Annotated in this window: 27 protein-coding genes and 1 tRNA gene; 5 read left to right on the forward strand and 23 right to left on the reverse strand. The window is 60.6% G+C overall.

What is annotated here, in order from left to right; all coding sequences use genetic code 11:
* Nucleotides 1-2: 2 nt before the first annotated feature.
* From pabC to ACQRAX_RS24795, 8 genes are all read right to left on the reverse strand, one after another.
* Complete coding sequence (pabC, locus tag ACQRAX_RS24760) at nt 3-818, reverse strand: aminodeoxychorismate lyase (RefSeq protein ID WP_412040717.1); 816 nt, start codon at nt 816-818, stop codon at nt 3-5.
* The gene (gene fabF / locus ACQRAX_RS24765) at nt 818-2062 is read right to left on the reverse strand and encodes a beta-ketoacyl-ACP synthase II (RefSeq protein WP_412040718.1); all 1245 of its coding nucleotides are present in this window, start codon (nt 2060-2062) and stop codon (nt 818-820) included. Before fabF ends, pabC begins: the two co-directional genes overlap by 1 nt.
* A gap of 104 nt (nt 2063-2166) precedes the next feature.
* On the reverse strand, nt 2167-2403 hold the full coding sequence (gene acpP / locus ACQRAX_RS24770) for an acyl carrier protein (RefSeq protein WP_003175607.1): 237 nt from the start codon (nt 2401-2403) through the stop codon (nt 2167-2169).
* Nucleotides 2404-2598: 195 nt separating this feature from the next.
* Nucleotides 2599-3339 (reverse strand): 3-oxoacyl-ACP reductase FabG, encoded by a 741-nt coding sequence (gene fabG, locus ACQRAX_RS24775; protein ID WP_045187164.1) that lies wholly within the window; start codon nt 3337-3339, stop codon nt 2599-2601.
* A gap of 16 nt (nt 3340-3355) precedes the next feature.
* Nucleotides 3356-4294, reverse strand: coding sequence for an ACP S-malonyltransferase (gene fabD / locus ACQRAX_RS24780; protein ID WP_412040719.1), 939 nt, complete (start codon nt 4292-4294; stop codon nt 3356-3358).
* 129 nt (nt 4295-4423) lie between these two features.
* Entirely contained in the window at nt 4424-5434 is a 1011-nt protein-coding gene (gene plsX / locus ACQRAX_RS24785; protein WP_412040720.1) for a phosphate acyltransferase PlsX, read from the reverse strand.
* Between the two features lie 3 nt (nt 5435-5437).
* Nucleotides 5438-5620: a 50S ribosomal protein L32 gene (rpmF, locus tag ACQRAX_RS24790; protein WP_010223221.1), complete on the reverse strand. Its 183-nt coding sequence runs from the start codon at nt 5618-5620 to the stop codon at nt 5438-5440.
* Nucleotides 5621-5633: 13 nt separating this feature from the next.
* The gene (locus tag ACQRAX_RS24795) at nt 5634-6161 is read right to left on the reverse strand and encodes a YceD family protein (protein WP_045187160.1); all 528 of its coding nucleotides are present in this window, start codon (nt 6159-6161) and stop codon (nt 5634-5636) included.
* Between the two features lie 95 nt (nt 6162-6256).
* Here ACQRAX_RS24795 and ACQRAX_RS24800 point away from each other — a divergent pair, with 95 nt between their 5' ends.
* Nucleotides 6257-6835, forward strand: coding sequence for a Maf family protein (locus ACQRAX_RS24800; protein ID WP_412040721.1), 579 nt, complete (start codon nt 6257-6259; stop codon nt 6833-6835).
* Nucleotides 6836-6909: 74 nt separating this feature from the next.
* Here ACQRAX_RS24800 and ACQRAX_RS24805 read toward each other — a convergent pair whose 3' ends face one another.
* Genes ACQRAX_RS24805 through rluC form a run of 3 tightly spaced genes read right to left on the reverse strand, consistent with a single transcriptional unit; the run spans nt 6910 to nt 9541 of the window.
* A complete protein-coding gene (locus ACQRAX_RS24805; RefSeq protein WP_412040722.1) occupies nt 6910-7911 on the reverse strand; it encodes a S49 family peptidase in 1002 nt (333 codons plus the stop codon).
* 6 nt (nt 7912-7917) lie between these two features.
* The gene (locus ACQRAX_RS24810) at nt 7918-8595 is read right to left on the reverse strand and encodes an HAD family hydrolase (RefSeq protein WP_412040723.1); all 678 of its coding nucleotides are present in this window, start codon (nt 8593-8595) and stop codon (nt 7918-7920) included.
* Complete coding sequence (rluC, locus tag ACQRAX_RS24815) at nt 8585-9541, reverse strand: 23S rRNA pseudouridine(955/2504/2580) synthase RluC (protein ID WP_412040724.1); 957 nt, start codon at nt 9539-9541, stop codon at nt 8585-8587. Before rluC ends, ACQRAX_RS24810 begins: the two co-directional genes overlap by 11 nt.
* Nucleotides 9542-10285: 744 nt before the next feature.
* On the opposite strand from rluC, the gene rne reads away from it, so the two are divergent.
* Nucleotides 10286-13387, forward strand: coding sequence for a ribonuclease E (rne, locus tag ACQRAX_RS24820; RefSeq protein WP_412040725.1), 3102 nt, complete (start codon nt 10286-10288; stop codon nt 13385-13387).
* A 129-nt stretch (nt 13388-13516) separates the two neighbouring features.
* Here the strand turns inward: rne and murB are convergent, their stop codons facing one another.
* From murB to ACQRAX_RS24860, 8 genes are all read right to left on the reverse strand, one after another.
* Nucleotides 13517-14536, reverse strand: coding sequence for a UDP-N-acetylmuramate dehydrogenase (murB, locus tag ACQRAX_RS24825; protein ID WP_412040726.1), 1020 nt, complete (start codon nt 14534-14536; stop codon nt 13517-13519).
* Nucleotides 14533-14997, reverse strand: a complete 465-nt coding sequence (locus ACQRAX_RS24830) for a low molecular weight protein-tyrosine-phosphatase (protein WP_412040727.1) — start codon at nt 14995-14997, stop codon at nt 14533-14535. The genes murB and ACQRAX_RS24830 overlap by 4 nt, the downstream gene beginning before the upstream one ends.
* Nucleotides 14997-15761: a 3-deoxy-manno-octulosonate cytidylyltransferase gene (gene kdsB / locus ACQRAX_RS24835; RefSeq protein ID WP_412040728.1), complete on the reverse strand. Its 765-nt coding sequence runs from the start codon at nt 15759-15761 to the stop codon at nt 14997-14999. The genes ACQRAX_RS24830 and kdsB overlap by 1 nt, the downstream gene beginning before the upstream one ends.
* On the reverse strand, nt 15758-15943 hold the full coding sequence (locus ACQRAX_RS24840) for a Trm112 family protein (protein WP_045187141.1): 186 nt from the start codon (nt 15941-15943) through the stop codon (nt 15758-15760). Before ACQRAX_RS24840 ends, kdsB begins: the two co-directional genes overlap by 4 nt.
* A gap of 38 nt (nt 15944-15981) precedes the next feature.
* On the reverse strand, nt 15982-16992 hold the full coding sequence (gene lpxK / locus ACQRAX_RS24845) for a tetraacyldisaccharide 4'-kinase (RefSeq protein ID WP_412040729.1): 1011 nt from the start codon (nt 16990-16992) through the stop codon (nt 15982-15984).
* Nucleotides 16992-17423, reverse strand: coding sequence for an ExbD/TolR family protein (locus ACQRAX_RS24850; protein WP_412040730.1), 432 nt, complete (start codon nt 17421-17423; stop codon nt 16992-16994). The genes lpxK and ACQRAX_RS24850 overlap by 1 nt, the downstream gene beginning before the upstream one ends.
* The gene (locus ACQRAX_RS24855; RefSeq protein WP_167332113.1) at nt 17420-18055 is read right to left on the reverse strand and encodes a MotA/TolQ/ExbB proton channel family protein; all 636 of its coding nucleotides are present in this window, start codon (nt 18053-18055) and stop codon (nt 17420-17422) included. Before ACQRAX_RS24855 ends, ACQRAX_RS24850 begins: the two co-directional genes overlap by 4 nt.
* 70 nt (nt 18056-18125) lie before the next feature.
* Nucleotides 18126-20348, reverse strand: coding sequence for a DNA internalization-related competence protein ComEC/Rec2 (locus ACQRAX_RS24860; protein ID WP_412040731.1), 2223 nt, complete (start codon nt 20346-20348; stop codon nt 18126-18128).
* Nucleotides 20349-20491: 143 nt separating this feature from the next.
* On the opposite strand from ACQRAX_RS24860, the gene ACQRAX_RS24865 reads away from it, so the two are divergent.
* Complete coding sequence (locus ACQRAX_RS24865; protein ID WP_412040732.1) at nt 20492-21034, forward strand: DUF2062 domain-containing protein; 543 nt, start codon at nt 20492-20494, stop codon at nt 21032-21034.
* Here the strand turns inward: ACQRAX_RS24865 and ACQRAX_RS24870 are convergent.
* The 3 genes from ACQRAX_RS24870 to ACQRAX_RS24880 form a co-directional block, all read right to left on the reverse strand.
* Entirely contained in the window at nt 21002-21781 is a 780-nt protein-coding gene (locus tag ACQRAX_RS24870) for an ABC transporter permease (protein WP_412040733.1), read from the reverse strand. The genes ACQRAX_RS24865 and ACQRAX_RS24870 overlap by 33 nt on opposite strands.
* Nucleotides 21778-22710, reverse strand: a complete 933-nt coding sequence (locus ACQRAX_RS24875) for an ABC transporter ATP-binding protein (RefSeq protein WP_412040734.1) — start codon at nt 22708-22710, stop codon at nt 21778-21780. Before ACQRAX_RS24875 ends, ACQRAX_RS24870 begins: the two co-directional genes overlap by 4 nt.
* Before the next feature lie 138 nt (nt 22711-22848).
* On the reverse strand, nt 22849-23472 hold the full coding sequence (locus ACQRAX_RS24880; protein ID WP_412040735.1) for a glutathione S-transferase: 624 nt from the start codon (nt 23470-23472) through the stop codon (nt 22849-22851).
* A gap of 183 nt (nt 23473-23655) precedes the next feature.
* On the opposite strand from ACQRAX_RS24880, the gene ACQRAX_RS24885 reads away from it, so the two are divergent.
* Nucleotides 23656-26103: an acyl-CoA dehydrogenase gene (locus ACQRAX_RS24885; RefSeq protein WP_412040736.1), complete on the forward strand. Its 2448-nt coding sequence runs from the start codon at nt 23656-23658 to the stop codon at nt 26101-26103.
* Between the two features lie 68 nt (nt 26104-26171).
* The gene (locus ACQRAX_RS24890) at nt 26172-26579 is read left to right on the forward strand and encodes a PA2817 family protein (RefSeq protein ID WP_045187118.1); all 408 of its coding nucleotides are present in this window, start codon (nt 26172-26174) and stop codon (nt 26577-26579) included.
* Nucleotides 26580-26684: 105 nt separating this feature from the next.
* Here ACQRAX_RS24890 and ACQRAX_RS24895 read toward each other — a convergent pair.
* Nucleotides 26685-26760: transfer RNA gene (locus ACQRAX_RS24895), tRNA-Gly, on the reverse strand.
* Between the last annotated feature and the right edge of the window lie 77 nt (nt 26761-26837).

Consider the following 26837-nt stretch of genomic DNA (forward strand, 5'->3'; position numbering starts at 1 on the left):
AATCAGGTATCCAGTAGCGTACGGGCAATGGCCTGCAGTTTACGGGTGAGCGGGCCCGGCGACCAGTTCAGCGATGCAAATGCCCGCACTGGCCAGATCCCGTAGACACTGTTGCAGACGAAGACTTCATCGGCTTGCTCCAGGTCCTGCAGGGATAGATCGCTGATGCGCAGGGTGATTCCGGCATCAGTTGCCTGCTCGATCAGCGCTGCACGCATCACTCCGGCCACACCACTGCGACTCAGGTCAGCAGTCAGCAATTCAGCGCCACGGACCAAAAAGAGATTGCTGAACACCCCTTCAATGATCCGCCCCGAGGTGTCACGCATCAAGCCTTCAGCATGGTCGCTGTCTTGCCATTCAGCTCGCGCCAGTACCTGCTCAAGGCGATTGAGGTGCTTGAGCCCGGCCAGCAGCGGCTGCTGGGCAAGACGCGTGGAACAGTCGAACAGGCGCACACCTTGCTCGGCATGCTCGGCTGGATACGCGGGCAAAGGGCTGCCCTGAAGAATACGCCGTGGTGCCACGCCAGCGGCCGGCGCGTAGCCGCGCTGACTGTCACCACGCACTAGAATAAGTTTGAGCACACCGTCACCCAGCGCACTGGCGTAACGGCATAACTCATCTGCGATCAACGCCTGATCGGCATCGATTGCCAGGCGCTGGCAACCCAGCGCCAGGCGTTCGAGATGATAGCCGAGCAATGATGGCCGCCCCGCCCTGACAGCAATGGTCTCGAACAGACCATCGCCGTAGGCCAGGGCCCGGCTTTGCAGGTTGACTGCATCCGCCGGCAGGCCATCGAGCCAGCTGTGCATCAGCCGGCGAACCGGCGGAACACCAGCGAGCCGTTGGTACCGCCAAAGCCGAAGGAGTTGGACAGCACCACATCAATCGGCATATTGCGCGCCTCGTGTGCGACGAAGTCCAAGTCGCAGCCGGCATCTGGCTCATCGAGGTTGATAGTCGGCGGGGCAACCTGGCCGTTGATCGACAGCACGCTGAAGATCGCCTCAACCGCACCGGCAGCACCGAGCAGGTGACCGGTCATCGATTTGGTCGAGCTGACAGCCAACTTGTAGGCGTGATCAGCGAACACCGACTTGATCGCCGAAGACTCGGCCAGGTCGCCGGCCGGCGTCGAGGTGCCATGGGCGTTGATGTAGTTGACCTGATCGGGATTCAGACCGGCATCGCGCAGCGCGTTGACCATGCAGCGCGCGGCACCGCTGCCGTCTTCCGGCGGCGAGGTCATATGGTAGGCGTCGCCACTCATGCCAAAACCAACCAGCTCGGCATAGATTGTCGCCCCACGGGCCTTGGCGTGCTCGAGCTCTTCGAGCACCAGCGCACCGGCACCGTCAGCCAGAACGAAGCCATCACGACCTTTGTCCCACGGACGACTGGCGCGGGCCGGGTCGTCATTGCGGGTCGACAGTGCTCGCGAGGCACCAAAGCCGCCCATACCCAGACCACAAGCAGCCATTTCGGCACCGCCGGCAATCATCACGTCGGCTTCACCGAAGGCAATGTTGCGCGCCGCCATACCGATGCAGTGAGTACCGGTGGTACAGGCTGTGGCAATGGCGTAGTTAGGTCCCTGTACCCCCAGATGGATCGACAGGAAACCGGAAATCATGTTGATGATCGAACCCGGCACGAAGAACGGCGAAATGCGCCGCGGGCCCTGCTCATGCAAAGTCCGGCTGGTTTCTTCGATATTGGTCAGGCCACCGATACCCGAGCCCATGGCTACGCCAATGCGCTCGCGGTTGGCGTCGGTAACTTCCAGGCCAGCGTTGCGCACTGCCTGAAAACCGGCTGCCAGGCCGTACTGAATGAACAGATCGAGCTTGCGGGCTTCCTTGACCGACAGGTATTGCTCAACCTCGAAGCCCTTTACCGAGCCGCCAAAACGGGTGGAGTAGGCAGACAGGTCCGTGTGTTCAATCAGACCTATGCCACTGCGGCCAGCCAGAATGCCCTGCCAACTGCTCGGCACATCCGTACCCAGTGGCGACAGCATACCCATACCGGTGACCACGACGCGTCTACGCGACACAGCACTCTCCTTATTCAATTGACTACATCTCTTGTAAAGAAAAAACCGCACGCCGGCGAAGGCAGTGCGGTTTTTCCATGACAAGAAGCGACGACTACAACGTCTTAAGCCTGGTGGCTGGTGACGTAGTCGATAGCAGCTTGAACAGTAGTGATCTTCTCGGCTTCTTCGTCAGGGATTTCGGTCTCGAATTCCTCTTCCAGAGCCATCACCAGCTCAACGGTGTCAAGGGAATCGGCACCCAGATCTTCGACGAAGGAAGCAGTGTTCACTACTTCTTCTTCTTTAACGCCCAGTTGCTCGGCGACGATTTTCTTGACGCGTTCTTCGATGGTGCTCATACCTTGTTTTCACTCCTAATGGACATATGTCAGGCAGCTGGCCGGTGTGTAAGTGTATAGAAAGACGTCTGCTTTTCAAGCTCAACACGTCTCGCCAGACCACACCTGCCAACCGACTAGAATCTGGTTGCAGCTTTATAACGGATTTTAGACAGCTCGTATGACATTTTTTTGAAGCAATCCGTCACATTGGATTTACATATACATGCCGCCGTTGACCGGAATGGTCGCGCCGGTCACATAACCTGCGCCCTCAGAGGCCAGGAAAGCGACCACATTGGCGATCTCCTGAGCCTGGCCCAGACGCCCCAACGGGATCTGGGTCTGCAGTGCTTCGCGCTGCGCTTCCGGCAGTTCGCGGGTCATGTCGGTATCGATAAAGCCCGGCGTCACCGAGTTCACAGTAATCGCACGGGAGCCGACTTCACGCGCCAGAGCACGGCTGAAACCTTCCAGCCCGGCCTTGGCGGCAGCGTAGTTGACCTGCCCGGCGTTACCCATGGCACCTACCACCGAACCGATGCTGATGATACGACCCCAGCGCGCCTTGGTCATGCCACGCAGCACGCCCTTGGACAGACGGTAGAGGCTGTTGAGGTTGGTATCGATGACATCGAACCACTCATCATCCTTCATGCGCATCATCAGGTTGTCACGGGTAATACCGGCGTTGTTAACCAGAATGGTCGGCGCGCCGAATTGCTCCTGGATCTTGGCCAGGGTAGCGCTGACCGACTCGTCGCTGGTCACGTTCAGTTCCAGGCCGGTGCCGGTGATGCCGTGTTCCTTGAGGGTCGCAGCGATACGCTCAGCGCCGGAAGCGGAGGTGGCGGTACCGATCACAGTAGCGCCCAGACGGCCCAGTTCCAGGGCGATAGCCTGGCCAATACCACGGCTGGCGCCGGTAACCAGGGCAACTTTACCTTGCAGGCTCATGCAAGCTTCTCCTAAATCAGGCCAGCGCCGCGCGGGTGGCGGCGAAAGCATCCGGGGTGTTGAGGTTAGAGGTGTTCACGCCATCAGCGCAGCGCTTGTTCAGGCCAGCCAGGACCTTGCCCGGGCCACACTCGACCAGTTGCACCGCGCCATTGGCAGCCAGGGTCTGTACGCATTCGACCCAACGCACCGGTTTGTACAGCTGCTCGAGCAGGTCACGCTTGAGGGTGTCCAGGTCAGCGGCAACAGCCGCGCTGACGTTCTGCACAACCGGAATTTGCGGCGCCTGCCAATCGATGGCATTGACCGACTCGGCAAAACGCTCGGCAGCCGGACGCATCAGCTCGCAGTGCGACGGCACGCTCACCGGCAACGGCAAGGCACGCTTGGCACCCTTGGCCTTGCAGGCTTCCATGGCGCGCTCGACGGCCGCCTTGGCACCGGCGATGACCACCTGACCAGGCGAGTTGAAGTTCACCGCACTGACTACTTCGCCCTGCGCCGCTTCGGCGCAAATCGCAACGACGCCGGCGTCGTCCAGACCGAGAATCGCCGCCATGGCGCCCTGCCCAGCCGGCACGGCCTCTTGCATGAGCTCGCCGCGACGCTTCACCAGCTTCACGGCATCAGCCAGGCTCAGGCTGCCAGCGGCGACTAGCGCACTGTATTCGCCCAGGCTATGCCCGGAAACGAAAGCCGGACGCGCACCGCCCTCAGCCAGCCACAGACGCCACAGGGCGATCGAGGCGGTGAGGATGGCCGGCTGGGTTTTGTCGGTTTGATTGAGTTGCTCTTCCGGACCCTCTTGGGTCAGCGCCCAGAGGTCATAGCCCAGAGCCTCGGAGGCCTCACGGAAGGTGTCAATAACCAGTGGATACTGGGCGCCCAGCTCGGCGAGCATGCCGAGGGACTGTGAACCTTGACCGGGAAAGACGAATGCGAGGGATGCAGACATTGAACAAGCCCCTAATGATCTTGTCGTCGGAAATGAAGCACCCAGCACCTGGCTGAGCACAAGAAACTGAAGACTTGGATGATAACGCGGACCAAGCGGTCACATTTAACCACTTCCTGCGGCATATGCCTAAAGCAACAGGTCTTCCAGGCGGCCGTGCAGACGCTGCGGGAGGTTCTCCTGGATTTCGATCAGAGCGCGCTGAATTGCGCTTTGAAAGCCCTGCACGCCGGCAGAACCATGGCTTTTGATGACGATACCCTGCAGGCCAAGGAAGCTTGCGCCATTATGCCGCGCCGGGGCCAGGTCAGCCTGCAGGCGCCTGAGCAGCGGCATGGCCACGGCACCCGCCAGACGCGCGCCGAATCCGCCCTTGAACAACGCCTCGATGCGCGCGCCGATCATGGTAGCCAGGCCTTCGCTGGACTTGAGCAGGATATTGCCGACAAAACCGTCGCACACCACTACATCCGCTTCACCACGGTACAGGCCATCGCCTTCGACGAAGCCAATGTAGTTAAGCCCAGGGGCGTTCTGCAACAGGCTGGCTGCCAACTTGACCTGCTGGTTACCTTTTATGTCTTCGGTACCGACATTGAGCAGCGCTACACGAGGCCGGGAAATACCCAAGGCCTGAGCCGCCACCGAGCCCATCACAGCAAACTGAAAGAGATTCTCTGCACTGCAGTCGACATTGGCACCCAGGTCGAGCAACTGGCAGTAGCCAGCCTGAGTCGGAATGGCCGCGACCATAGCCGGGCGATCAATGCCAGGCAGGGTCTTGAGCACATAACGCGACAGCGCCATCAACGCACCGGTGTTACCGGCACTCACACAGGCCTGCACCTTGCCATCACGCAATAATTCCAGAGCCACGCGCATCGACGAATCGGGCTTGCCACGCAATGCCTGGGCCGGTCGCTCATCCATGCCGATCACTTCGCTGGCGGCAACAATCTGCAGGCGCGCGCGATCCGCTGCCGACTGGCCAGCGATAAGATCTTCAAGGAGGGAGGGTTGACCGACAAGGGTCAGGTACAGCGAGGGGGTAGCCGACAGGCAAGCAATACTCGCCTGAACAATGCTGCGGGGACCGAAGTCCCCGCCCATTGCGTCAATCGCGATGATCTGAGCGGACAAGGATTACTCGTCAGCGCCCTTGTCGATCACTTTACGACCACGGTATACGCCTTCTGGCGATACGTGGTGACGCAGGTGCACTTCACCAGTGGTTTTCTCTACGGACAGAGCGTTTTCCGAGAGGGCGTCGTGCGAACGGCGCATGTCACGGGCAGAGCGGGATTTTTTGTTCTGCTGAACAGCCATAATTGATTAACTCCTAAACGTTTGGGTCACGCTTTAACTGCGCCAATACACTGAACGGGTTGGACCGTGTTACCTCGTCCTTGCTCGGTTCGGGCTCATCGGCGCCCGCCGGCTGCTGGCATTCTTCCGGATGATGAGCAGGCACGATGGGCAGGGCGAGCAAAAGCTCCTCCTCGACCAAGGCCTGCAGATCCAAAGGATCTTCGCCCAGTTCCAGCACGTCATAACCTTTCGGCAACGACTGGGTATTCGCACCCTCCTTCACCACAGCGTACGTACACTCACTGTGGATCGGCAGGGTGACCAGCTCAAGACAACGCTGGCAAACCATCTTGACCTCGACGCTCAGGTCGGTGTGGATAACCACAGCCTTCTGCTCGTCTCGCTCAAAATCGAATTTAGCCTGCACCGTACCGACATTGTCGGAAAGCGGGTCGCAGAGTCTCTCCAAATCGGCGAGCTGCAGTGTTCCTTCAAGGGAAACACCACGATCGGCCAATTTGCGCGGGTCAACGTGAGGTGGAATCGGGTCATTCAACATAGGCGCAGCATTCTAGGGATGACCCCCGCCCCTGTCAAAGGAAATTCGGCGCCATTCAGCATGTTAGAATCGTTTCACCTGCCCAGGAGTTTATCATGCTGCCTTTATTACTGGCTTCCAGCTCGCCTTATCGGCGCGAATTGCTTGAGCGCTTGCGCCTACCCTTCAGCTGGGTCTCGCCCGATATCGACGAACAGCGCCTGCCTGAAGAACCCGCCCTTGACCTGGTCAAACGCCTGGCCCAGGAAAAAGCCCAGGCCCTCGCCGCCAGCCATCCCGCTCACCTGATCATCGGCTCCGACCAGGTCGCGGTCCTTGGTGAGCAGGTCCTCGGCAAGCCGCACACATTCGAGCGCGCCTGCGCACAACTGCTCGAAGCCAGTGGCAACCATGTCACCTTTCTCACCGGCCTAGCCCTGCTCAACAGCCACACCGGGCATTGCCAGGTCGACTGCGTGCCGTTCACGGTAAATATGCGCGAGCTGGACCTGGCGCGCATCGAACGCTACCTGCACACCGAACAGCCGTATGACTGCGCCGGCAGCTTCAAAGCCGAAGGCCTGGGAGTCAGCTTGTTTCAGAGCACCCACGGCGTCGACGCCACCAGCCTGATTGGCCTGCCACTGATCCGCCTGGTGGACATGCTCCTGGCCGAAGGCGTGAGCTTGCCCTGACACCCCAAAGGGGCCAGGGATTGCCCCATAAAAAAGCCGACCTCAATGGGTCGGCTTTTCAATCAGCGAATCACTCAGCGCAGTGACGGCCCCTGAAAGCCCATCCACATCGCCAGTCGCTCGGCAATACTGGTGCCCAGGCGCTTGGAGAAGCGGTCGAACGGCGATTCTTCAACCGTGAAATCCACCAATTCCTTCTCCCCCACTACATCGCGCGCCACATAGCCGGCACTACCCAAGCCATCCACCAACCCCAAGGCCAAAGCCTGCTCCCCGGACCAGATCAAACCACTGAACAGCTCAGGGTGATCTTTGTCCTTGAGGCGCTCACCACGACCTTGCTTGACGCTGGCAATGAACTGCTTATGAGTGGTTTCCAGCACACCCTGCCAGAACGCGGTCTCTTCAGGCTTTTGCGGCTGGAACGGATCGAGGAACGCCTTGTGCTCACCGGCGGTATAGGTTCGCCGCTCGACACCCAGCTTCTCCATGGTGCCGACAAAGCCATAACCGGCAGCTGTAACACCAATGGAGCCAACCAGACTAGCCTTATCGGCATAGATTTCATCCGCGGCACTGGCAATGTAGTAGGCCCCGGATGCCCCCAGGTCACTGATCACCGCATACAGCTTGATTTTCGGGTACTCAGCACGCAGACGGCGAATCTCATCGTAGATGTAACCCGACTGCACCGGACTGCCGCCCGGGCTGTTGATACGCAGGATGACCGCCTTGGTTTTGCTGTCCTTGAACGCCTCACGCAAGCCGCCAACGATGTTATCGGCACTGGCGGGCTCCTGATCAGCAATCACCCCGCGCACCTCGACCAGCGCTGTGTGATTGACGCTACGGGAAGCCGCCTTGTCCATGCTCGACCAGGGGCTGAACAACGCGAGAATGCCAAACAAGTAGGCGAAGGTCAGCAGCTTGAAAAAAATACCCCAGCGCCGCGCCCGGCGCTGCTCCTGCACACCGGCCAGCAGGGTTTTCTCCAGGAGCTTCCAGCTTTTGCGCTCTTCGCTGCTCTCATTGACTTCATTGCCTTCGGCGCTGGGCGCCTTCCATTCGTCAGTCATGCTCACCTACCCTGGAATTGCTGCAGCAGGCGACCGGCTCAACCAGGCCTGCAACTGTGAAAAGTGCTCGATACAGATTTGCGGGCCAAAGGCGCTCAACGCCGTCGGCGACATGGCCCCGTAGCTGACCGCCACCGAATGCATGCCAGCATTGCTGGCCATCAACAAATCGAACGAAGAATCTCCGACCATCAACGCCCGCGACGGTTCAACCTGGCAATGCGCGAGAATCTCCTCAAGCATCTGCGGGTGTGGCTTGCCGCGACTTTCATCGGCAGCCCGGGTGATATCGAAGTAATCCTCCCAGCCATTGGCCCGCAACACCCGATCAAGGCCACGGCGCGCCTTGCCAGTGGCCACCGCCAGGCGGTAGCCCTGGATGCGAAACGCCTCCAGCGACTCCACTACACCGTCAAACAGCGGCGATGGCTGCTCATCCAGCGCCATGTACACATCAGCATAGTGCTGGCGAAACACCGCTACCTGCTCGGCATCCAGGTGTGGATACAAAGTACTGATGGCCTCGGCCAACGCCAGACCAATAATACCTTTGACGGCCTCTTCATCGCAGCCAGGCTGACCCGCGCGCCCCGCCGCCACATGCATGGCCTCGACGATACGCCCGACCGAATCGGCCAGCGTGCCATCCCAATCGAAAATCAGCAGATCATAATCACGACGCACTCAAGCGCTCCACGGTCTTTGCCCACACCTCATCTACCGGCGCCTCAAGCTTGAGCTCGCCACCATCAGGCAGCGGTACGGTCAGCGCATAGGCATGCAGGAACAGGCGCTTGCCACCCAACTCGCGAATTTCGCGAGTGAAGTCTTCATCGCCATATTTGCTGTCGCCGGCAATGCAATGCCCGGCATGCAGCGCATGCACACGAATCTGGTGGGTACGCCCGGTAATCGGCCGCGCCTCGATCATCGTTGCGAACTCACCGAAACGGCGCAGGACGCGAAATAGGGTCAGCGCCTCCTTGCCCTCATCGTTGATTTCGACCATACGCTCACCCGAGCGCAGATTGCTCTTGAGCAATGGTGCGTTAACCTGCTTTTTCGCCGTTGCCCAATGACCACGAACCAATGCCATGTAGCGCTTGTCGACACCATCACCGCGCAACGCGGCATGCAGGTGGCGCAACATGCTGCGCTTTTTGGCAATCATCAGCAGGCCGGAGGTGTCGCGGTCCAGGCGGTGAACCAACTCCAGCTCTTTGGCATCGGGGCGCAACTGACGAAAGGCTTCAATCACGCCAAAGTTCAGACCGCTACCACCATGCACGGCGATACCGGCAGGTTTGTTCAACACGATCAAGGCCTTGTCTTCATAGACAATGGCGGCCTCAAGGCGCTGAAGCAAACCTTGAGCCACAGGTACAGGCTCATCGCGCTCAGGCAGACGAACGGGCGGCACGCGCACGATGTCTCCGGCCTGCAGCTTGTACTCGGGCTTGATCCGCCCCTTGTTCACCCGCACTTCGCCTTTGCGCAAAATGCGGTAAATCAAGGTCTTGGGAACGCCCTTGAGCTTCGTTATGAGAAAATTATCGATTCGTTGGCCGGCAAGTTCCGGCGCGACCTCAATCAGCTGGACGCCGGGGGTCGGAGGGGCATTAGTCGTCATTTGCCAATCATAACAATTTTTTATGGATTTGAAGCACTTAATGATTGCTGCTATAGTCGCGAACGCCGCCAAAAGCGGCTGGCCAGCGGACTCACGGCTTCTAGCCGGCCCTGACCGACGCAAAATCTCGAGGACGCGAGGCCGTCCGACGGGGCTTTCGCCAGTTTACAGAAATGCCTGGAATCGCCACCAGCGCCGTGCAGAGAAGACCGATAAAAAACTACAAGAGCGGTGTTTTGCCCTCCTCCAGATTTTTTCGATGCCTCTGTCAGTGCCGTCAATTTCACGCAGTCATGGCGACAGCTTCGGAAATACCAGCCTTGGACATAAAAGGCGCGGGCTCCCGTATTGGAGCTGGCGATAAATGCAACCCGTTGCGGATTCAGCGCGCGGCAGCACCCGAATTATCAGGGATACGTGTAGGGTGGAGATGCACAACCGTCGGACCGTGTAGTACTGCGTCCAGTCCACAGGCCTTTTGGCCAGACGACCGGACCCGGTCTTGATCAAGATGCCCCTGGGGCGTCCACGGCCGAAGGCTGATTCCTCCTCCTGACTGAGTGCATTTGACACCACAGCAAGCAGGACGCGTCGTCGCGATTTCGGCTGTACTGGGTTACCAGTCTGGCTCGAACGTCGCTGGACACGGGGGTGGCCCGCCACCCCTTGCGCACCTGACACCGACCGTGAGAAGTCGTGTGTGCCGAACGCCGTTTCCGGCAGCCCGGAAACCGACGGTATTACATGAAAAGAATGCTGATTAACGCGACTCAACCCGAAGAGTTGCGTGTAGCGCTGGTAGACGGCCAACGTCTCTACGACCTGGACATCGAGTCCGGTGCCCGTGAGCAGAAGAAGGCCAACATCTACAAAGGCCGGATCACCCGGATCGAACCTAGCCTTGAAGCCGCGTTCGTCGACTTCGGCTCCGAGCGTCATGGCTTTCTGCCGCTGAAAGAAATCTCCCGCGAATACTTCAAGAAGTCGCCAGAAGGCCGGGTGAACATCAAGGAAGTACTCAGCGAAGGCCAGGAAGTCATCGTTCAGGTCGAGAAAGAAGAGCGTGGCAACAAGGGCGCCGCCCTGACCACCTTCATCAGCCTGGCCGGTCGTTACCTGGTGCTGATGCCGAACAACCCGCGTGCCGGTGGCATCTCCCGTCGCATCGAAGGCGAAGAGCGCAATGAACTGCGCGAAGCCCTGAACGGCCTGGTCGCCCCTGCTGACATGGGCCTGATCGTGCGCACTGCCGGCCTTGGCCGCAGCAGCGAAGAAATGCAATGGGACCTGGACTACCTGCTGCAGCTCTGGACCGCGATCAAAGAAGCCTCCCAGGACCGCGCTGCGCCTTTCCTGATCTACCAGGAAAGTAATGTCATCATCCGCGCTATCCGCGACTACCTGCGCCAGGACATCGGCGAAGTGCTGATCGACAGCATCGATGCCCAGGAAGAAGCCCTGACCTTCATCCGCCAGGTGATGCCGCAGTACGCCAGCAAGATCAAACTGTATGAAGACAGCGTCCCGCTGTTCAATCGCTTCCAGATCGAAAGTCAGATCGAAACCGCCTTCCAGCGCGTCGTCGATCTGCCGTCCGGTGGCTCGATCGTTATCGACCCAACCGAAGCCCTGGTCTCCATCGACATCAACTCGGCGCGCGCCACCAAAGGTAGCGACATCGAGGAAACTGCCCTGCAGACCAACCTGGAAGCGGCTGAAGAAATCGCCCGCCAGCTGCGCCTGCGTGATATCGGCGGCTTGATCGTCATCGACTTCATCGACATGACCCCGGCCAAGAACCAGCGCGCCGTCGAAGAAAAGGTTCGTGAGTGCCTGGAAGCTGACCGTGCCCGCGTACAGGTCGGTCGCATTTCGCGCTTCGGCCTGCTGGAAATGTCCCGTCAGCGCCTGCGTCCATCCCTGGGCGAAAGCAGCGGTATCGTTTGCCCACGCTGCAGCGGCACCGGCATCATCCGTGACGTCGAATCCCTGTCGCTGGCGATCCTGCGCCTGATCGAAGAAGAAGCCCTGAAAGACCGCACAGCCGAAGTTCGCGCGCAAGTGCCAATTCCAGTTGCCGCCTTCCTGCTCAACGAAAAGCGTAACTCGATCACCAAGATCGAACTGCGCACCCGGGCACGTATCGTCATCCTGCCGAACGACCACCTGGAAACCCCGCACTTCGAAGTTCAACGCCTGCGTGATGACAGCCCGGAAGCGCTGAACAGCCAGTCGAGCTACGAAATCACTGCCACCGAGACTGAAGAAGTTCAGCCAACTGCCGCTACCCGCACCCTGGTTCGCCAGGAAGCTGCGGTCAAGACTGCGCCAGCTCGCGCCAATGCACCGGCTCCAGCTGCCGCTGAACAACCTGCAGCAACCCCGGTTCACGTCGCGCCAGAGCCAAGCCTGTTCAAAGGCCTGGTGAAGTCGCTAGTCAGCCTGTTCGCCGGCAAAGAAGAACCTGCCGCCGCACCAGTGGTCGCCGAGAAACCGGCTACCGAGCGTCCGCAGCGCAACGAAGAGCGTCGTAACGGTCGCCAGCAGAGCCGCAATCGCAATGGCCGCCGCGATGAAGATCGCAAGCCTCGCGAAGAGCGTGCACCGCGTGAAGAGCGTCAACCACGCGAAGCCCGCGAAGAAACCCAGGTCCGCGAAGAGCGCGCACCACGTCAGCCACGCGAAGAGCGTCAACCTCGCGCGCCGCGTGAAGAGCGCCGCTCCCGCGAAGAGCGTCCGGTCCGCGAACTGCGCGAGCCACTGGACGCTGCCACTCCGGCCGTACGTGAAGAGCGCCCTGAGCGTGCACCGCGTGAAGAGCGTCAGCCTCGTGAAGAACGTGCACCGCGTGAAGAGCGCAGCCCACGTGAAGAACGCGCTCCGCGTGAAGAACGTGCGCCACGCGAAGAGCGTCAACCACGCCCACCACGTGAAGAGCGTCAGCCGCGCCCAGCCGAACAGGCTGCTGAAGCGACTGAAGAGCAACTGCCAAACGAAGAGCTGCTGCAGGATGACAACCAGGAAGGCAGCGAAGGCGATCGCCCACGCCGTCGCTCCCGTGGCCAGCGTCGCCGCAGCAACCGTCGTGAGCGTCAGCGTGATGCCAACGGCAATGTTGTTGAAGGCGCCGAAGACGGCAGCGAAGAAGGTAATGAGCCGTCGGCAGCCGAACTGGCCGCAGGCCTGGCCGTCACCGCTGCGGTTGCGACCAGCAACATCAGCGCTGACGCTGAAGCGCAAGCCAACGTTCAAGCCGAACGCGCAACGGCCACAGTTGAAGAGACCGCACCTGTAGCGGCCCCTGCCGCCGTGGAAGCAGTCGCTGTAGAGGCTGTTGAAGTGGCAGCCGAGCCGACTCCGGTCGAGCCAGTTGCTGTGCAAGCGCATAAGCCTGAGGATGCTGAAGAAGTGGCAATCGCCCCAGTGCTCGAACAACCGGTCAGCGAGCCTGTGGCCGCGGTTGAGCCGAGCATTGAGCCAATGGTCGAAGTTGCCCCTCAACCAGCGGTAGAAGAAGCGCCTGTTGAAGTCGCTATCGTCGCCGAACCGGTTGTTGAAGCCCCTCGCGAACCAGAAGCCGTTCAGGCCCCTGTGGTTGAAGCCGAAGCAACTCAGCCGGTTGCTGCCGAGCCAGCGCCTGTTGCCGTAGCGCAAACCCCAGCTGCCGAGCCCGCCGTGGTTGAAGCCCCGGTAGTGATGCTGCCGAACGGTCGCGCCCCGAACGACCCACGTGAAGTGCGTCGCCGCAAGCGTGAAGCCGAAGCTGCAGCTGCTGCGGCCCAGGCCGCACCGGTTGATCAAGCTGAAACTCTGGAAACTGCAGAAGAGCATAAACCGCTCGTCTAATTATCCAGGCTGAAAAAAAGCCCCGCCAGGAAACTGGCGGGGCTTTTTTTGCCTCGGATTATTGGGGGAAGCTGCTCTCGGGGCTGGACTTGAGTGCTTGGCCGCTGGATTAGCTCGCGCCCCACAAGGTCAATACAGATTCGGCTCCATCTCAAGCGCAACGCCAAAGCGCTCAAAGATATCGGCCTGGATCTTCTGCGCCAGCTGATACAACTGCAGGCCACTGGCCTGGCCATAGTTAACCAGCACCAGCGACTGCAAACGGTGAACGCCGGCATCACCTTCACGATATCCCTTCCAACCCGCCTGCTCAATCAACCAGCCGGCCGCCAACTTCATCTGCCCGTCAGCCTGTGGATAAGCCACCAGCCCCGGATACTGCAGACGAATCTTGTCAGCCAGTACCGCGGCAACCACCGGGTTTTTGAAGAAGCTCCCGGCATTGCCCAGCTCACGTGGATCCGGCAGCTTTTCACGACGAATACTGCAGATCGCGTCACTGACATTCTGTGCCGTTGGCTGAGCGATACCCTGCTCGCTCAGGCGCTGACGCACCGGGCCATAATCCAAGTGCGCGTGCATCACCCGACTCAAGGCAAAGCGCACGCGCAAAATCAACCAACGTCCCGGCTCGCGCTTGAACAGGCTGTCACGGTAAGCAAAGGCACACGCTTGCAGGCTGAAGTCGCGCAACTCACCGGTCTGGCGATCCAGGGCCGTAAGCCCGGCAAACACGTCCTTGATCTCGACGCCATAAGCACCAATGTTCTGCATCGGCGCCGCGCCGACAGTACCCGGAATCAGGCTGAGGTTCTCAAGCCCAGCCAGACCTTGAGCCAGGCTCCATTGCACGAACTCATGCCAAGGCTCACCCGCCTCGGCCTCAACCACTACGCACTGGTCGTCATCGGCAAGGATGCGCAAGCCACGACTGGCCATGCGCAGCACCAACGCCTGAATGTCAGCGGTCAGCAGCAGGTTGCTGCCACCGCCGACCACCAGCACTGGTATGCCCTGCTCGCTCGCCTCAGCCAGCGCTTGACGGACCTCGTTGTCGTTATGCGCCTCGGTGAAATAGCGCGCCTTAACGTCGATAGCAAAGGTGTTGTACGGTTTGAGCGATACCTGTTGTTGCCATTGCCCGCTCATAGCCGTCCTTTGAGTTCGATAACCAGTTTGCGGCAGGCGCTTTCGACCAGGTCCAGCACCTGCTCGAAACCTTGCTCACCGCCGTAGTAAGGGTCCGGCACTTCGTCCAGCGCCCCTTGGTAGCGAAGCAGGAACAGGTCCAGCTCAGCTTTGGCCCCAGCGGGCTGCATAGCCCGCAACAGACCCAGGTTGCTGTTGTCCATGGCCAGGATCAGGTCATAGTCATGGAAATGTGCAGCCTTGACCTGTTGCGCGCGCTGTTGCGACAGATCGTAACCGCGCAACTGCGCAGCGCGCCGAGTGCGGCTGTCCGCCTGCTTGCCAACATGCCAGTCGCCGGTCCCGGCCGAAGCCACTTCGATCAGCTCACCCAGGCCTTCAGCTTGTAGCTGATGCCGCAGGACGCCTTCGGCGGTGGGCGAACGACAGATATTGCCCAGGCACACAAACAGAACCCGCATCAAGCCTCCAGAATGCGCCGTACGCGCGCCAGATCATCGGGGGTATCAACGCCCACCGGCGGTGCCTCGATAGCGTCAGCGACGTGAATACGCACGCCATGCCAGAGCGCCCGCAGTTGCTCCAGCGATTCGGTCTGCTCCAGCCAGCACGGCCCCCAGCCAACGAAATCCTGGAGGAAACCGGCGCGGTAAGCGTACATACCGATATGACGGCGGTAAGGCACGCCTGCCGGCAAGCTGTCACGGCCTTGGGCGAAAACATCTCGCGCCCAGGGCAACGGTGCCCGGCTGAAGGTCAAGGCCAGGCCGTTGCAATCACTGACTACCTTGACCGCATTGGGGTTGAACACTGCAGACACATCGCTGATCGGTTCGGCCAGCGTCGCAATGCCCGCTTCCGGGTGCGCCGCCAGGTTGGCTGCCACCTGATCAATGATGATCGGCGGAATCAGCGGCTCATCACCCTGGACGTTGACCACGATTGCATCGGCCGCCAGCCCAAGCTTGGTAGCAACTTCGGCGAGACGGTCAGTACCCGAGTCATGATCGGCACGAGTCATCAGCACTTCAGCGCCAAACGCCTCACAGGCCTGGTAGATACCGGCGTCATCAGTGGCGATCACCACCCGGCTGGCGCTGCTTTTACGTGCCTGTTCCCAGACATGCTGAATCATCGGTTTGCCGGCGATGGGCAGCAACGGCTTGCCCGGCAGGCGGGTGGAGGCCAACCGAGCAGGAATGACTACAGTAAAGGTCAGGCTCATTTATCCAGACGCTCATCATCGCTCAAGGTACGCGCTTCGCTTTCGAGCATCACCGGAATGCCATCACGAATCGGATAGGCCAGGCCTGCGCCCTTGCTGATCAGCTCGGTCTTGTCCGCGCTGAGCTTGAGCGGGCCTTTGGTGATTGGGCAGGCGAGGATATCGAGCAATTTGGTGTCCATGGGTATTCCTCAGGCCAGTGGCCGGAAAAAGAAAAGAATCAGGGCCGCGATGGCACCTGCAACAGTCGCTCAAGCTGGCCATCGAACCAGGCGGCGAACGCCGCTGAAGGCGCAGCGTCGACCGCAAGGTACCACCAGTCGTCTGCCGCGAAGGCGCGGCATTTGACCGCGTCCTTCTCGGTCATGATCAACGGCAGCGCCGGGGTGAAACTCAGGGCCTTGGCACTGAACTCAGCATGATCGGCAAAAGGGTGCGGTACGGGCTGCCAGTTTAACGCCTGCAAGGTATTGAAGAAACGTTGCGGGTTACCGATACCGGCAACCGCGTGCACGGCCTGGCCTGCTGGGAAATGCGCGAGGCTGACACGCTCGCCACTGCGCAGGTTGACCAATGCAGTCGGCTTGAGGGTAAAGGCATAGCCGTTATCAGCATCAGCCGTAGCGCCGTTGTACAGCAAGGCATCCACTGCCTGCAGACGCTCGACGGGTTCGCGCAGCGGCCCGGCGGGCAAGCAGCGACGATTACCCAGGCCGCGGGCGGCATCGATCAATACCAGTTCCAGATCACGGGCCAGGCGGTAGTGCTGCATGCCGTCGTCACAGAGAATCAGGTCCAGTTGCTCACTGGCCAGCAGCGCCTGCACGGCGCGCGAACGATCAGGGTCGATCATCAACGCTACGCCGCTACGCTGGACGATCAACAGCGGCTCGTCACCCGCCTCGGCTGCGCTTTGCTCGGCACTGACCCGCCAGGGCAACTGCGGCGGCTTGGCACCATAACCGCGACTGACCACCCCCACGCGCAGCCCTTGCTGGCGGCAATGCTCGATCAACCAGAGAATCATTGGCGTCTTGCCGGTGCCGCCGACGGTGATGTTACCCACCACGATAACCGGCACTGGCGCACGGTAACTGGCACTTTCCCCGCTCAGGAAACGCGCGCGTTTGCGCAGCACCACGCGGCGATACAGCGCCTCCAACGGACGCAGCAAGGCCAGGGCTGGATGCCCGGCGTACCAGGCATCGAGTAAACGGTCGGCGAAGGCCATCAGGGATTTCCTTGAGCCGCCTCGACTGTGGTCATGCGCAATTGGCTGAAACCGAGCTTACCGGCCGCATCCATGGCAGTGACCACCGCCTGGTGCGGGGTCTTGCCGTCGGCGCTGATCGACAACGGCAGTTTGGTGTCACCGGCAGATTCTTTCTGCAGGGCTTCGATCAGGGTCGCCAGGTCGCTCTTGGGCAACAGGTTGTTATTCACCGAATAGACGCCTTCGGCGCTGATGGTGATGTCCAGTTGTTTGACCTCGCTGTCGGCTGCCGGTGCACCGCTGACCGACTCCGGCAGTTCGACCCGCAGCTGGGTTTCACGGGTAAAGGTGGTGGTCACTACAAAAAACAGCAGCAGAATGAACACCACATCGATCAGCGATGCCAGGTTGATGTCCACGGTCTCCCGTGGCTTGCGCCGGAATTTCACGCCTTGCCCTCGGCCAGGTCGACATCGCGATCGCCCTGCACCACTTCTACCAGCTTGATTGCCTCTTGCTCCATACCGACCACCAGCTCGTCGATACGGCGCTGCAGGAAGCGGTGGAAGAACACCGCGGGAATGCCCACCATCAGGCCTGCAGCCGTGGTGATCAGCGCCTTGGAAATACCACCGGCCAGCACCGAGGCATTGGCGGTCATGCCAGTGCCCATGAACGAGCTGAAAATGTCGATCATACCCAGCACGGTACCCAGCAGGCCGAGCAGCGGCGCCATGGCGGCGATGGTGCCCAGGGCATTGATGTAGCGCTCCAGCTCGTGGATAACCCGAGCGGCGGCTTCTTCAATGCACTCCTTCATGATCTCGCGACCATGGCGGGAGTTGGCCAGACCGGCGGCGAGGATCTCGCCCAAAGGTGAGTCAGCGCGCAGGGCCTTGAGTTTGTCGCTGGTCAGCTGTTTGTCTTTGATCCACATCCATACTTGACCGAGCAGGTGTGGCGGCGTGACCCGGCTTGCGCGCAAGGTCCAGAGGCGCTCGGCAATGATAGCCATGGCGGCGATGGAACTCAGAATGATCGGCAGCATCATCCAACCACCGGACTTGACCAATTCCCACACAGTTAGCATCCCCTTGAAAAAGTCCGCCACTCTACCATAGGACCCCGGCACGCTCATCTGCCGAAGGTCGTCAACCAGGGTCGCGCCAGAACCGGCGCTGGCTGCGCACCCCCAAAGGCTCGGCGAAAGCTCCCAGGCGCAGGCGCAGCGCGCCATGCACGGCGCTGTCGTAGGCTTCGATGCCATTTATCCGGTAGCGTTCCATGACCTCGGCATGGGGGTGGCCAAATGCGTTATAACGCCCTCTGGAGATCAACACGCCGCGCGGCGCCGTCGCTGCCAGCAAGGCCTGAGTGGAGGAGGTGCGACTGCCATGATGCGGCGCTTGCAGCCAGTCGATGCCAGTAGCCTGCCAATCACCGAGCCAGGCACGCTCACCCGCACCATCGATATCGCCCGTGAGCAACAGACGCTCGCCGCCCGCTTCGACCAGCAAGACACAGGAATCCTGATTGCTGTCACGCGCGCCTTGCCATTGCCAGAGGGAAAAACTGACCCCGTCCCATTGCCAGCGATGGCCGCTGACACAGGGCTGCGCCTGCAAGGCGGGCGGCAGCTTGGCAGCTTCACCGCTGAGTATTTGTCGCACCGGCAAGCCGCGCTTGAGCGCTGATGCACCACCGGCATGATCAGCGTCAGCATGACTGAGCAACATCAGGTCAACGGCCCTGACCCCCAGCTTGTGCAAGGTCGGCAAAACCACGCGTTCACCCAAGTCGTGATCGCCCATCGCCGGGCCGGCGTCGTACAGCAGCACGTGCTCACGGGTACGCAGCACGAACGCCAGACCCTGGCCAACGTCCAGCTGCCAGACCTCCAGCTGACCATGCGGCACTCGCTCTCGCGGCGCAAACGCCGCCAGCAACAGCACGGGCCAGCCCAAAACGCGCATCGGCAGGCCCGGCGGCAGCAGCACCAGCACCGTGCCCAGCGCTAACAATACCCACAGCGGCCATGGCAACGGCTGCGGTATCCATGCTGGCTGCAATTGAGCGAGAAGGCCAAGCAGGCGAAACAGTCCGTCAAGCAAGCCGCCAGCCAACCAGAGTAAGCTCTGCCCAACAAACGGCACGGGCAACAGCAAGGTTCCCAGCAACGCCAACGGCAATACAGCCAGACTGATCCAGGGCACGGCGAACAGATTGGCCAGCGGCGCACTGAGACTAATCGGCAGGCCGAGTGCCAGCAATATCGGCAACAGGCCCAAGGCAATCAACCACTGCGCCCGCCCCCACGCCTGCCACGGGCGCCAGCGGCCTAGTCGGCCACTGAAGGTGAAAATCAACACCGCAACAGCGCCGAAAGACAACCAGAACCCCGGCAAGAGACTGGCCAAAGGTTCCCACAACAGCACTGCCGTGAGTGCCAGCAACAAGGGCAAACCGACGCCCAGATGGCGATAGCGCAAACGCCAGAGCAAGACCACCGCCAGCATTACGCAAGCCCGCTGTACCGGTACTTGAAAGCCGGCCAGCAGGCCGTAGCCCAAGGCTGCGGCAAAGGCTGAGCCGCAGGCCCAAGGTAGCCACGGCAAAGCCTGCGGCCACCAACCAAGACGTGCCAAGCCGGCAACCACCCCATAGATCAAGCCGGCAAACAAACCAATGTGCTGGCCGGAAATCACCAGCAAATGCACGGTGCCGGTCGCCTGCAATGCTTGCCAGCTGTCCCGCGCCAAACCTGCGCCATCGCCGAGCACCAGCGCCACCAGTTCTGCCTCGCGCCCCTGCGCATCCACGCTCAGCAAACGCTGGCGCAGGCTATCGCGCCAAGCGCCCCCGGCAGACGTCAGGCGTTGCCCGGCCTTGACCGTACCCGTGGCACCTATACGCCGAGCGAGCAAGGCTGCTTCGCGATCCGCGCCGTGAGGATTGAGCAAACCATAGGGACGTTTGAGGGTGACCGCCAGGCGCCAGCGCTCGCCACTGTTGAGTGCCGGTCCGGCAAACCAACTCAATTGCAGGCGTTGCGGCAGCTGCGCACGACGCGACTGAGCCCCCTCAAGTTCGAAGCGTACGGATCGGCCGTTTTGCTGGGGCAAACCAACCACCCTGCCCTCCAGCCACAGGGTGCGCCCATCGAGCACTGAAGCCAGGCGATCATCCAGCGCCTGCTGCGCCGACAGGCAAGCCCAACACACCCCCAGCAAAAATAGGCCAAGCGGACGCGCCCTCCAAGGCAGACAAAAAAAGCCGATAATGGCCAATACCGCCAGCATCCCGACCGATGGCAAAACCGGTAGTACACTCAGGCACAACAGGCCAAGTGCCAGCGCCAACATCCCTGTGCGCATGGTTTCAAGCTCCAGAACAATTCCTTGCTCTGAGGCTTAGATCAGTTAGCACGAGGGCTCACTCAATAATTGTCACAAAGTCTGTAATGGGGGCTTTTTAGAATCCGTGCATACTTGCGCCCTTCACCCAGTCGAGAGCCTACATGCCGCGTCGTCTCTTTAAACGCTACATGCCCGACCCGACCAGCATCAGGGAACATAAATCCTTACGCTTTCTCGGCCGGCTGTTGCATGACCCGAACCTCTGGCACCTGAATCGACATTCAGTGGCACGGGCGATGGCGGTTGGCCTGTTCGCAGCTTTTATCCCGGTGCCGATGCAAATGCTCCTGGCCGCAAGCCTGGCGATCATGATTCGCGGCAACATGCCGATTGCCGTCAGCCTGGTCTGGCTGACCAATCCGATCACCATGCCGCCGGTATTTTTCTGCACCTACCAGATGGGCGCCTGGCTGATGCAGGTACCACCCAGGACCTTGCCGGAAGAACTGACTTTCGAGTGGATCACCGGTGAGCTGTCGACGCTGTGGCAGCCCTTCCTGCTCGGCTCGGTGGTCTGTGGCTTGTTGCTCGGCGCCCTGGCCTACTGCCTGACCATGCTCTATTGGCGCTGGTGGGTAGGCCGGCAGTGGCGCCGGCGCAAGCAGAAGGTCTCAGGTACGCATTCCACGCCCACTGACCAGTAGGCGGTTGCAACCGAAATACAGTACGGCGGTGGCAATCAGCATGAAGCTGATCGCCACGCCGATACGAATGTCCGACACCCCGAGAATGCCGTAACGGAACGAGTTGACCATGTGCAACACCGGGTTAGCCATCGACACGGTCTGCCAGAACGGTGGCAGTAGGTTGATCGAGTAGAACACCCCACCCAGGTAGGTCAGCGGCGTCAGGACGAAGGTCGGAATGATCGAGATATCGTCGAAGTTGCGCGCAAACACCGCATTGATGAAGCCCAGCAACGAGAAGATGGTTGCTGTCAGCAACACCACCAGAATAGTGATACCCAGATGGTGCACCTGCAGGTCGGTGAAAAACAGCGACAGCAGGGTAACGATCACCCCTACTGCCAAGCCGCGTAACACCCCGCCGAGGGTATAGCCGATCAAAATGGTATGCGGCGAGACGGGCGACACCATCAGCTCTTCGATCGAACGCTGGAACTTGCTGCCAAAAAAGCTCGAGACCACGTTGCCATAAGAATTGGTGATCACCGACATCATGATCAGCCCCGGGACGATGTACTCCATGTAGGTGAACCCACCCATGTCGCCAATCTGCCGACCAATCAGGTTACCGAAGATCACGAAGTACAGGACCATGGTGATCGCCGGGGGCAGCAGGGTCTGCGGCCAGATCCGGGTAAAACGGCGCACTTCGCGATAGACGATGGTATTGAGGGCGACCAGATTGGCGCTCAGCTCCGAACTCATACCGCCACCTTCGCCAGATTTTTCTCAACCAGAGACACGAACAACTCCTCGAGACGATTGGTCTTGTTGCGCAGGCTTTGCACTTCGATGTTCTGCAAGGCCAGCTGGCCGAACAACGCCGTGATACCCACATCCTTGTCCACTTGCACTTCCAGAGTGTGCGGGCTGACCAACCGACACGGATAACCGACCAGGTTCGGCGCCTGCGGCAGGTCCTGCTTGAGATCGAGCAGGAAGGTCTCGACATGCAGCTTGCTCAACAGCGCGCGCATGCTGGTGTTCTCGACAATGGTGCCGTGGTCGATGATGCCGATGTGGCGGCACAACTGCTCAGCCTCTTCCAGGTAATGGGTGGTGAGGATGATAGTGATGCCCTGCTGGTTCAGCTCGGTGAGAAAACTCCACATCGAGCGGCGCAGTTCGATATCCACCCCCGCCGTTGGTTCGTCGAGGATCAGCAGGCGCGGCTCATGGATCAGCGCGCGGGCGATCATCAGACGGCGCTTCATGCCGCCAGACAGTGATCGCGACGGCACGTCGCGCTTATCCCACAAGCCAAGCTGGGTCAGGTACTTTTCGGCACGCTCTTTGGCCACCTTGGCCGGGATGCCGTAGTAACCGGCCTGGGTCACGACGATGTCGAAGGTTTTCTCGAACTGGTTGAAGTTGAACTCCTGTGGCACGACACCGATGCAGCGCTTGAGCGCCGCCGGCTGGCGATCAAGGTCATTGCCAAAGATGCTCACCGTGCCACCGGTTTTGTTGACCAGGGTCGAGAGAATGCCAATGGTGGTGGACTTGCCAGCGCCATTGGGGCCGAGCAAGGCGAAAAAGTCACCTTCGGCGACGTCCAGGTCGATACCCTTGAGGGCCTGGAAACCGTTGCCGTAGGTTTTGGTTAGCTGCCTTATGGACAGAGCAGAACTCATAGCGGGTCGCGTACCAGTTTGGAAGGTTCTAGACGCGGCCATGCAAGCTGGCCGCAGTGAATATGACCATGGTGCTTGTCCAGGCCATACAAGTACAGTCACGTGTATCGATAATAACTATCAGGCTGACCGTAGTGGTCAGGTCAAGGCGGTCATCACCGCGACCTGAAAGGCCGGACGCTCCTGCAAACGTTCATACCAGGCACGCAGATGGCGCATTTCAGGACGCTCGATCGGCATCTCGAACCAGGCATAGGCAAAGCAGCCCAAAGGAATGTCGCCCATCCCCAACTGCTCTCCCGACAGGTACGGACGCTGCGCCAATACCTGATCGGCGATGGACAGCAATTGTGCGCAGGTCTTGTGTGCGGCATTGATCGCCACCCAATCCTGCTGCTCGGCGGGCGTGCGCAAAATACCCCAGAACAGTGGCCGGAAAGGCGTGGCCAACGATGAGGTGACCCAATCCATCCACTTGTCCGCTTCAGCGCGCTGGCGCGCAGCGTCGGCATACCAGCCAGCCTCGGCACCATATTGCGCCGACAGGTAGCGCACGATGGCATTGGACTCCCACAGCACCAGGCCATCGTCTTCGATCATTGGCACCAGACCGTTAGGGTTCAGCGTCCGGTACTCGGGCTCGCTGACCAGCCCGAAGGCACCACCGGCATCGATCGACTCGTACTCCAGCCCTAACTCTTCAGCGCACCACAGTACTTTTCTGACATTGGTCGAATTCTTCCGGCCCCAGATCTTGAGCATGACGTCGTCCTGATAAATGTGCGGTCGCCCAGTCTACCCCAGGCGCCAGCCCTGACAATCGCCCACGCTTTTTGGCGAACTCCCACGGCCACAGCCGGTCACTGTTCTGACAAGCCGATTGTCGGATGCCGTCTAAGCTCTGATGGATCGCAGAATGCCCTTAGGTTTCACGGAGGAAAGAATATGTTGCTGTTGTGGTTAGTCGTTCTGGTGATCGGTGCGGCGTATCTGGCCCACCGCCGCATCGCCGCTGTACCGGCGTTGGCGGTACTGGCGGTGTACGTGCTGCTGATGGGTGTCTTCAGTAGTGCTCCCGGTTGGTTGCTGGCGGTCCTTTGGCTGGTGCTGGCGGCCAAAGCCGCACTGGTGCTGCTGCCGGATCTGCGCCGCAAAGTTTTCAGCGGACCGCTGTTCGGATGGTTCCAGCGCACCCTGCCACCGATGTCGCAAACCGAACGCGAAGCGATTGATGCCGGCACCGTCTGGTGGGATGGCGAGCTGTTCAGCGGGCGCCCGAACTGGAATACCCTGCTCGACTATTCCAAGCCTGAGCTCAGCGAAGAAGAACAAGCCTTCATCGATGGCCCGACCGAAGACCTCTGCGCGATGGTCAGCGACTGGCAAATCGGTCAGGACCTGGACCTGCCGCCGCAAGCCTGGGAGCACATCAAGTCGCACGGTTTCTTTGCTCTGATCATCCCCAAGGAGTACGGCGGCAAAGGCTTTTCTGCCTATGCCCACTCGCAGGTGGCAATGAAGCTGGCAACCCGCAGCGGCGACCTGGCGTCGACCGTCATGGTCCCCAACTCTTTAGGGCCGGCTGAACTGCTGTTGCACTACGGCACCGACGAACAGCGCCAGCACTACTTGCCGCGCCTGGCCCGTGGCGAGGAAATCCCTTGCTTCGCCCTTACCGGCCCGCTGGCCGGCTCCGATGCAGGAGCGATGCCCGACACCGGGATCATCTGCAAGGGCCAGTGGCAGGGCGAAGAAGTTATCGGCCTGCGTCTGAATTGGGAAAAGCGCTATATCACCCTGGGGCCAGTGGCTACGCTGCTGGGCCTGGCGTTCAAGGCCTACGACCCTGAACACTTACTGGGCCAGGAAGAAGAGCTGGGGATCAGCCTGGCATTGATCCCCACCGACACCCCTGGGGTCGAGATCGGCCAACGCCACCTGCCCTTGGGCGCGGCCTTCATGAACGGCCCCAACAGCGGTAGGGACGTGTTCGTCCCGCTGGAATTTCTCATCGGCGGCCAGGACATGCTCGGCAAAGGCTGGATGATGCTGATGAACTGTCTGTCGGTGGGCCGCTCGATCTCCCTGCCTGCCGTAGGCACCGGTGCCGCCAAGTACACCAGCCTGGTCACTGGCCAATACGCGCGGGTTCGCGAGCAGTTCAATGTGCCGTTGGCAGCCTTCGAGGGCATCCAGGAATCGCTGGCGCGGATCGGCGGCAATGCCTTCCTGATGGACAGCGCTCGCCTGCTCACGGCCAAGGCTGTGGACCTGGGCGAGAAGCCTTCGGTGCTGTCGGCGATTCTCAAGTATCACCTGACCGAGCGTGGCCGCGAATGCATTCAGCACGCCATGGACGTGCACGGCGGCAAAGGCATCATCATGGGCCCAAACAATTACCTGGGGCGTAATTGGCAGGGCGCACCGATTTTCATCACGGTCGAAGGAGCCAACATCCTTTCGCGTAACCTGATGATCTTTGGTCAGGGCGCTATCCGCTGCCACCCATTCGTACTCAAGGAAATGGCCTTGGCCGGGCGCGAAGACCACGACCAGGCCCTCAAGGCGTTTGACCAGTTGCTGATGCAGCACATCGGCTTCGCAGTCGGCAACGCTGCCAGCACCTTGGTCCTCGGACTCGGCCTGGGTCACTTCGAGAAGGTGCCAGGTGATGCCCTGAGCCAAGGCTACTTCCGTGCACTCAACCGCCAGGCAGCGGCCTTCGCCATGCTCGCAGACCTCTCGATGATGCTGCTCGGCGGTGAACTGAAACGCCGCGAACGCCTGTCAGCACGCCTGGGTGACGTGCTCAGCAACCTCTACCTGGGTTCGGCTGCGCTCAAGCGTTACCACGACCTGGGTTCCCCAGAGCACATGCGACCGTTGCTGCGCTGGGCCCTGGAAGAAAGCCTGGGCCAGGCCGAGAAAGCACTGGACCGCTTACTCGACAACTTCCCCAACCGCTTCCTCGGCTGCGCCCTTCGCTTGGTGGTGTTCCCGTTCGGTCGCCGCCATACCGGCCCGAGTGACGCCCTCGATGCGGAAGTGGCCGCGTTGATTGGCCGCGCCAAAGGCGACCCGGCACTGGAAGAGCTGCTAGCCGGTTGCTATCGCCCAGAGGCTGCCGATGACCCGGTTGGCGCCCTGCAGCAAGCCTGCACCCTGCTCGAAGCGTGCGCGCCGCTGCATAAAAAGCTGCACCAGGCGCTCAAGGGCGGCGAAGTCAGCCCCGCAGCGGCCGAGTCGACGATCGATGCGGCGCTGCGTGCGGGTATCTTGCAGGAGACCGAAGCAACCACTCTAAAGGCCGCCGAGGCCGCCCGGCGCAAGGTCATTGACGTAGACGCCTTCAGCAAGGAGGAACTGCTGCCTACCCCCGGCAAAATTCGTTAAGGGCCGGGACATCGGGCGCCGGGAGCCGTATACTCCCGCGCCCGTTTTTGCTCAAGAGGACTGCCAGCATGGCTACCGATCGCCTGGAATATCATCTCGCCCTGCTCACCCACCTGCGCACTATCCTCGCGGCTCTGGGCGAAGCCGAACAAGTGCCGGAAGAAAGCCACGCGCTGTTCTTGGAGCGCTTCGACGACCTGATGCTGCAGCTGCCGGTCGATCCGGAGAGCACCTACCTGGGTCAGGACCTGATGTGCCAGATCATTCAACGCTACCCGCAGATCGCCCACCTGGTGCCGCGGGATCTGTTGTGGTTCTTTGGCGGTGACTGCCTGCACTTTATGCCCGAACAGGAGCTGGCCCTCTATCAGGAGCTGGAAGAGCGCCGCTATGAGGCCGAGCAGAACGACGAGCCGTTCGACTGGAACCAGGAAAAGCAGCTGCTGAGCATGTCTGACGACGACAGCAAGCATTGATCTACAAGGGGTTGCAGGGCTGACACCTGCCCTGCAACCCCTAACGGTTTGCAAGAAATCCAGACGAAAAAAAAAACGCCGTTCAAACGAACGGCGTTTTTTGTTTGGAGCGGGAAACGAGACTCGAACTCGCGACCCCGACCTTGGCAAGGTCGTGCTCTACCAACTGAGCTATTCCCGCAATGGCGTCCCCTAGGGGACTCGAACCCCTGTTACCGCCGTGAAAGGGCGGTGTCCTAGGCCACTAGACGAAGGGGA

The sequence above is a fragment of the Pseudomonas sp. UM16 genome (genome assembly GCF_050312595.1).
Taxonomy (GTDB): domain Bacteria; phylum Pseudomonadota; class Gammaproteobacteria; order Pseudomonadales; family Pseudomonadaceae; genus Aquipseudomonas.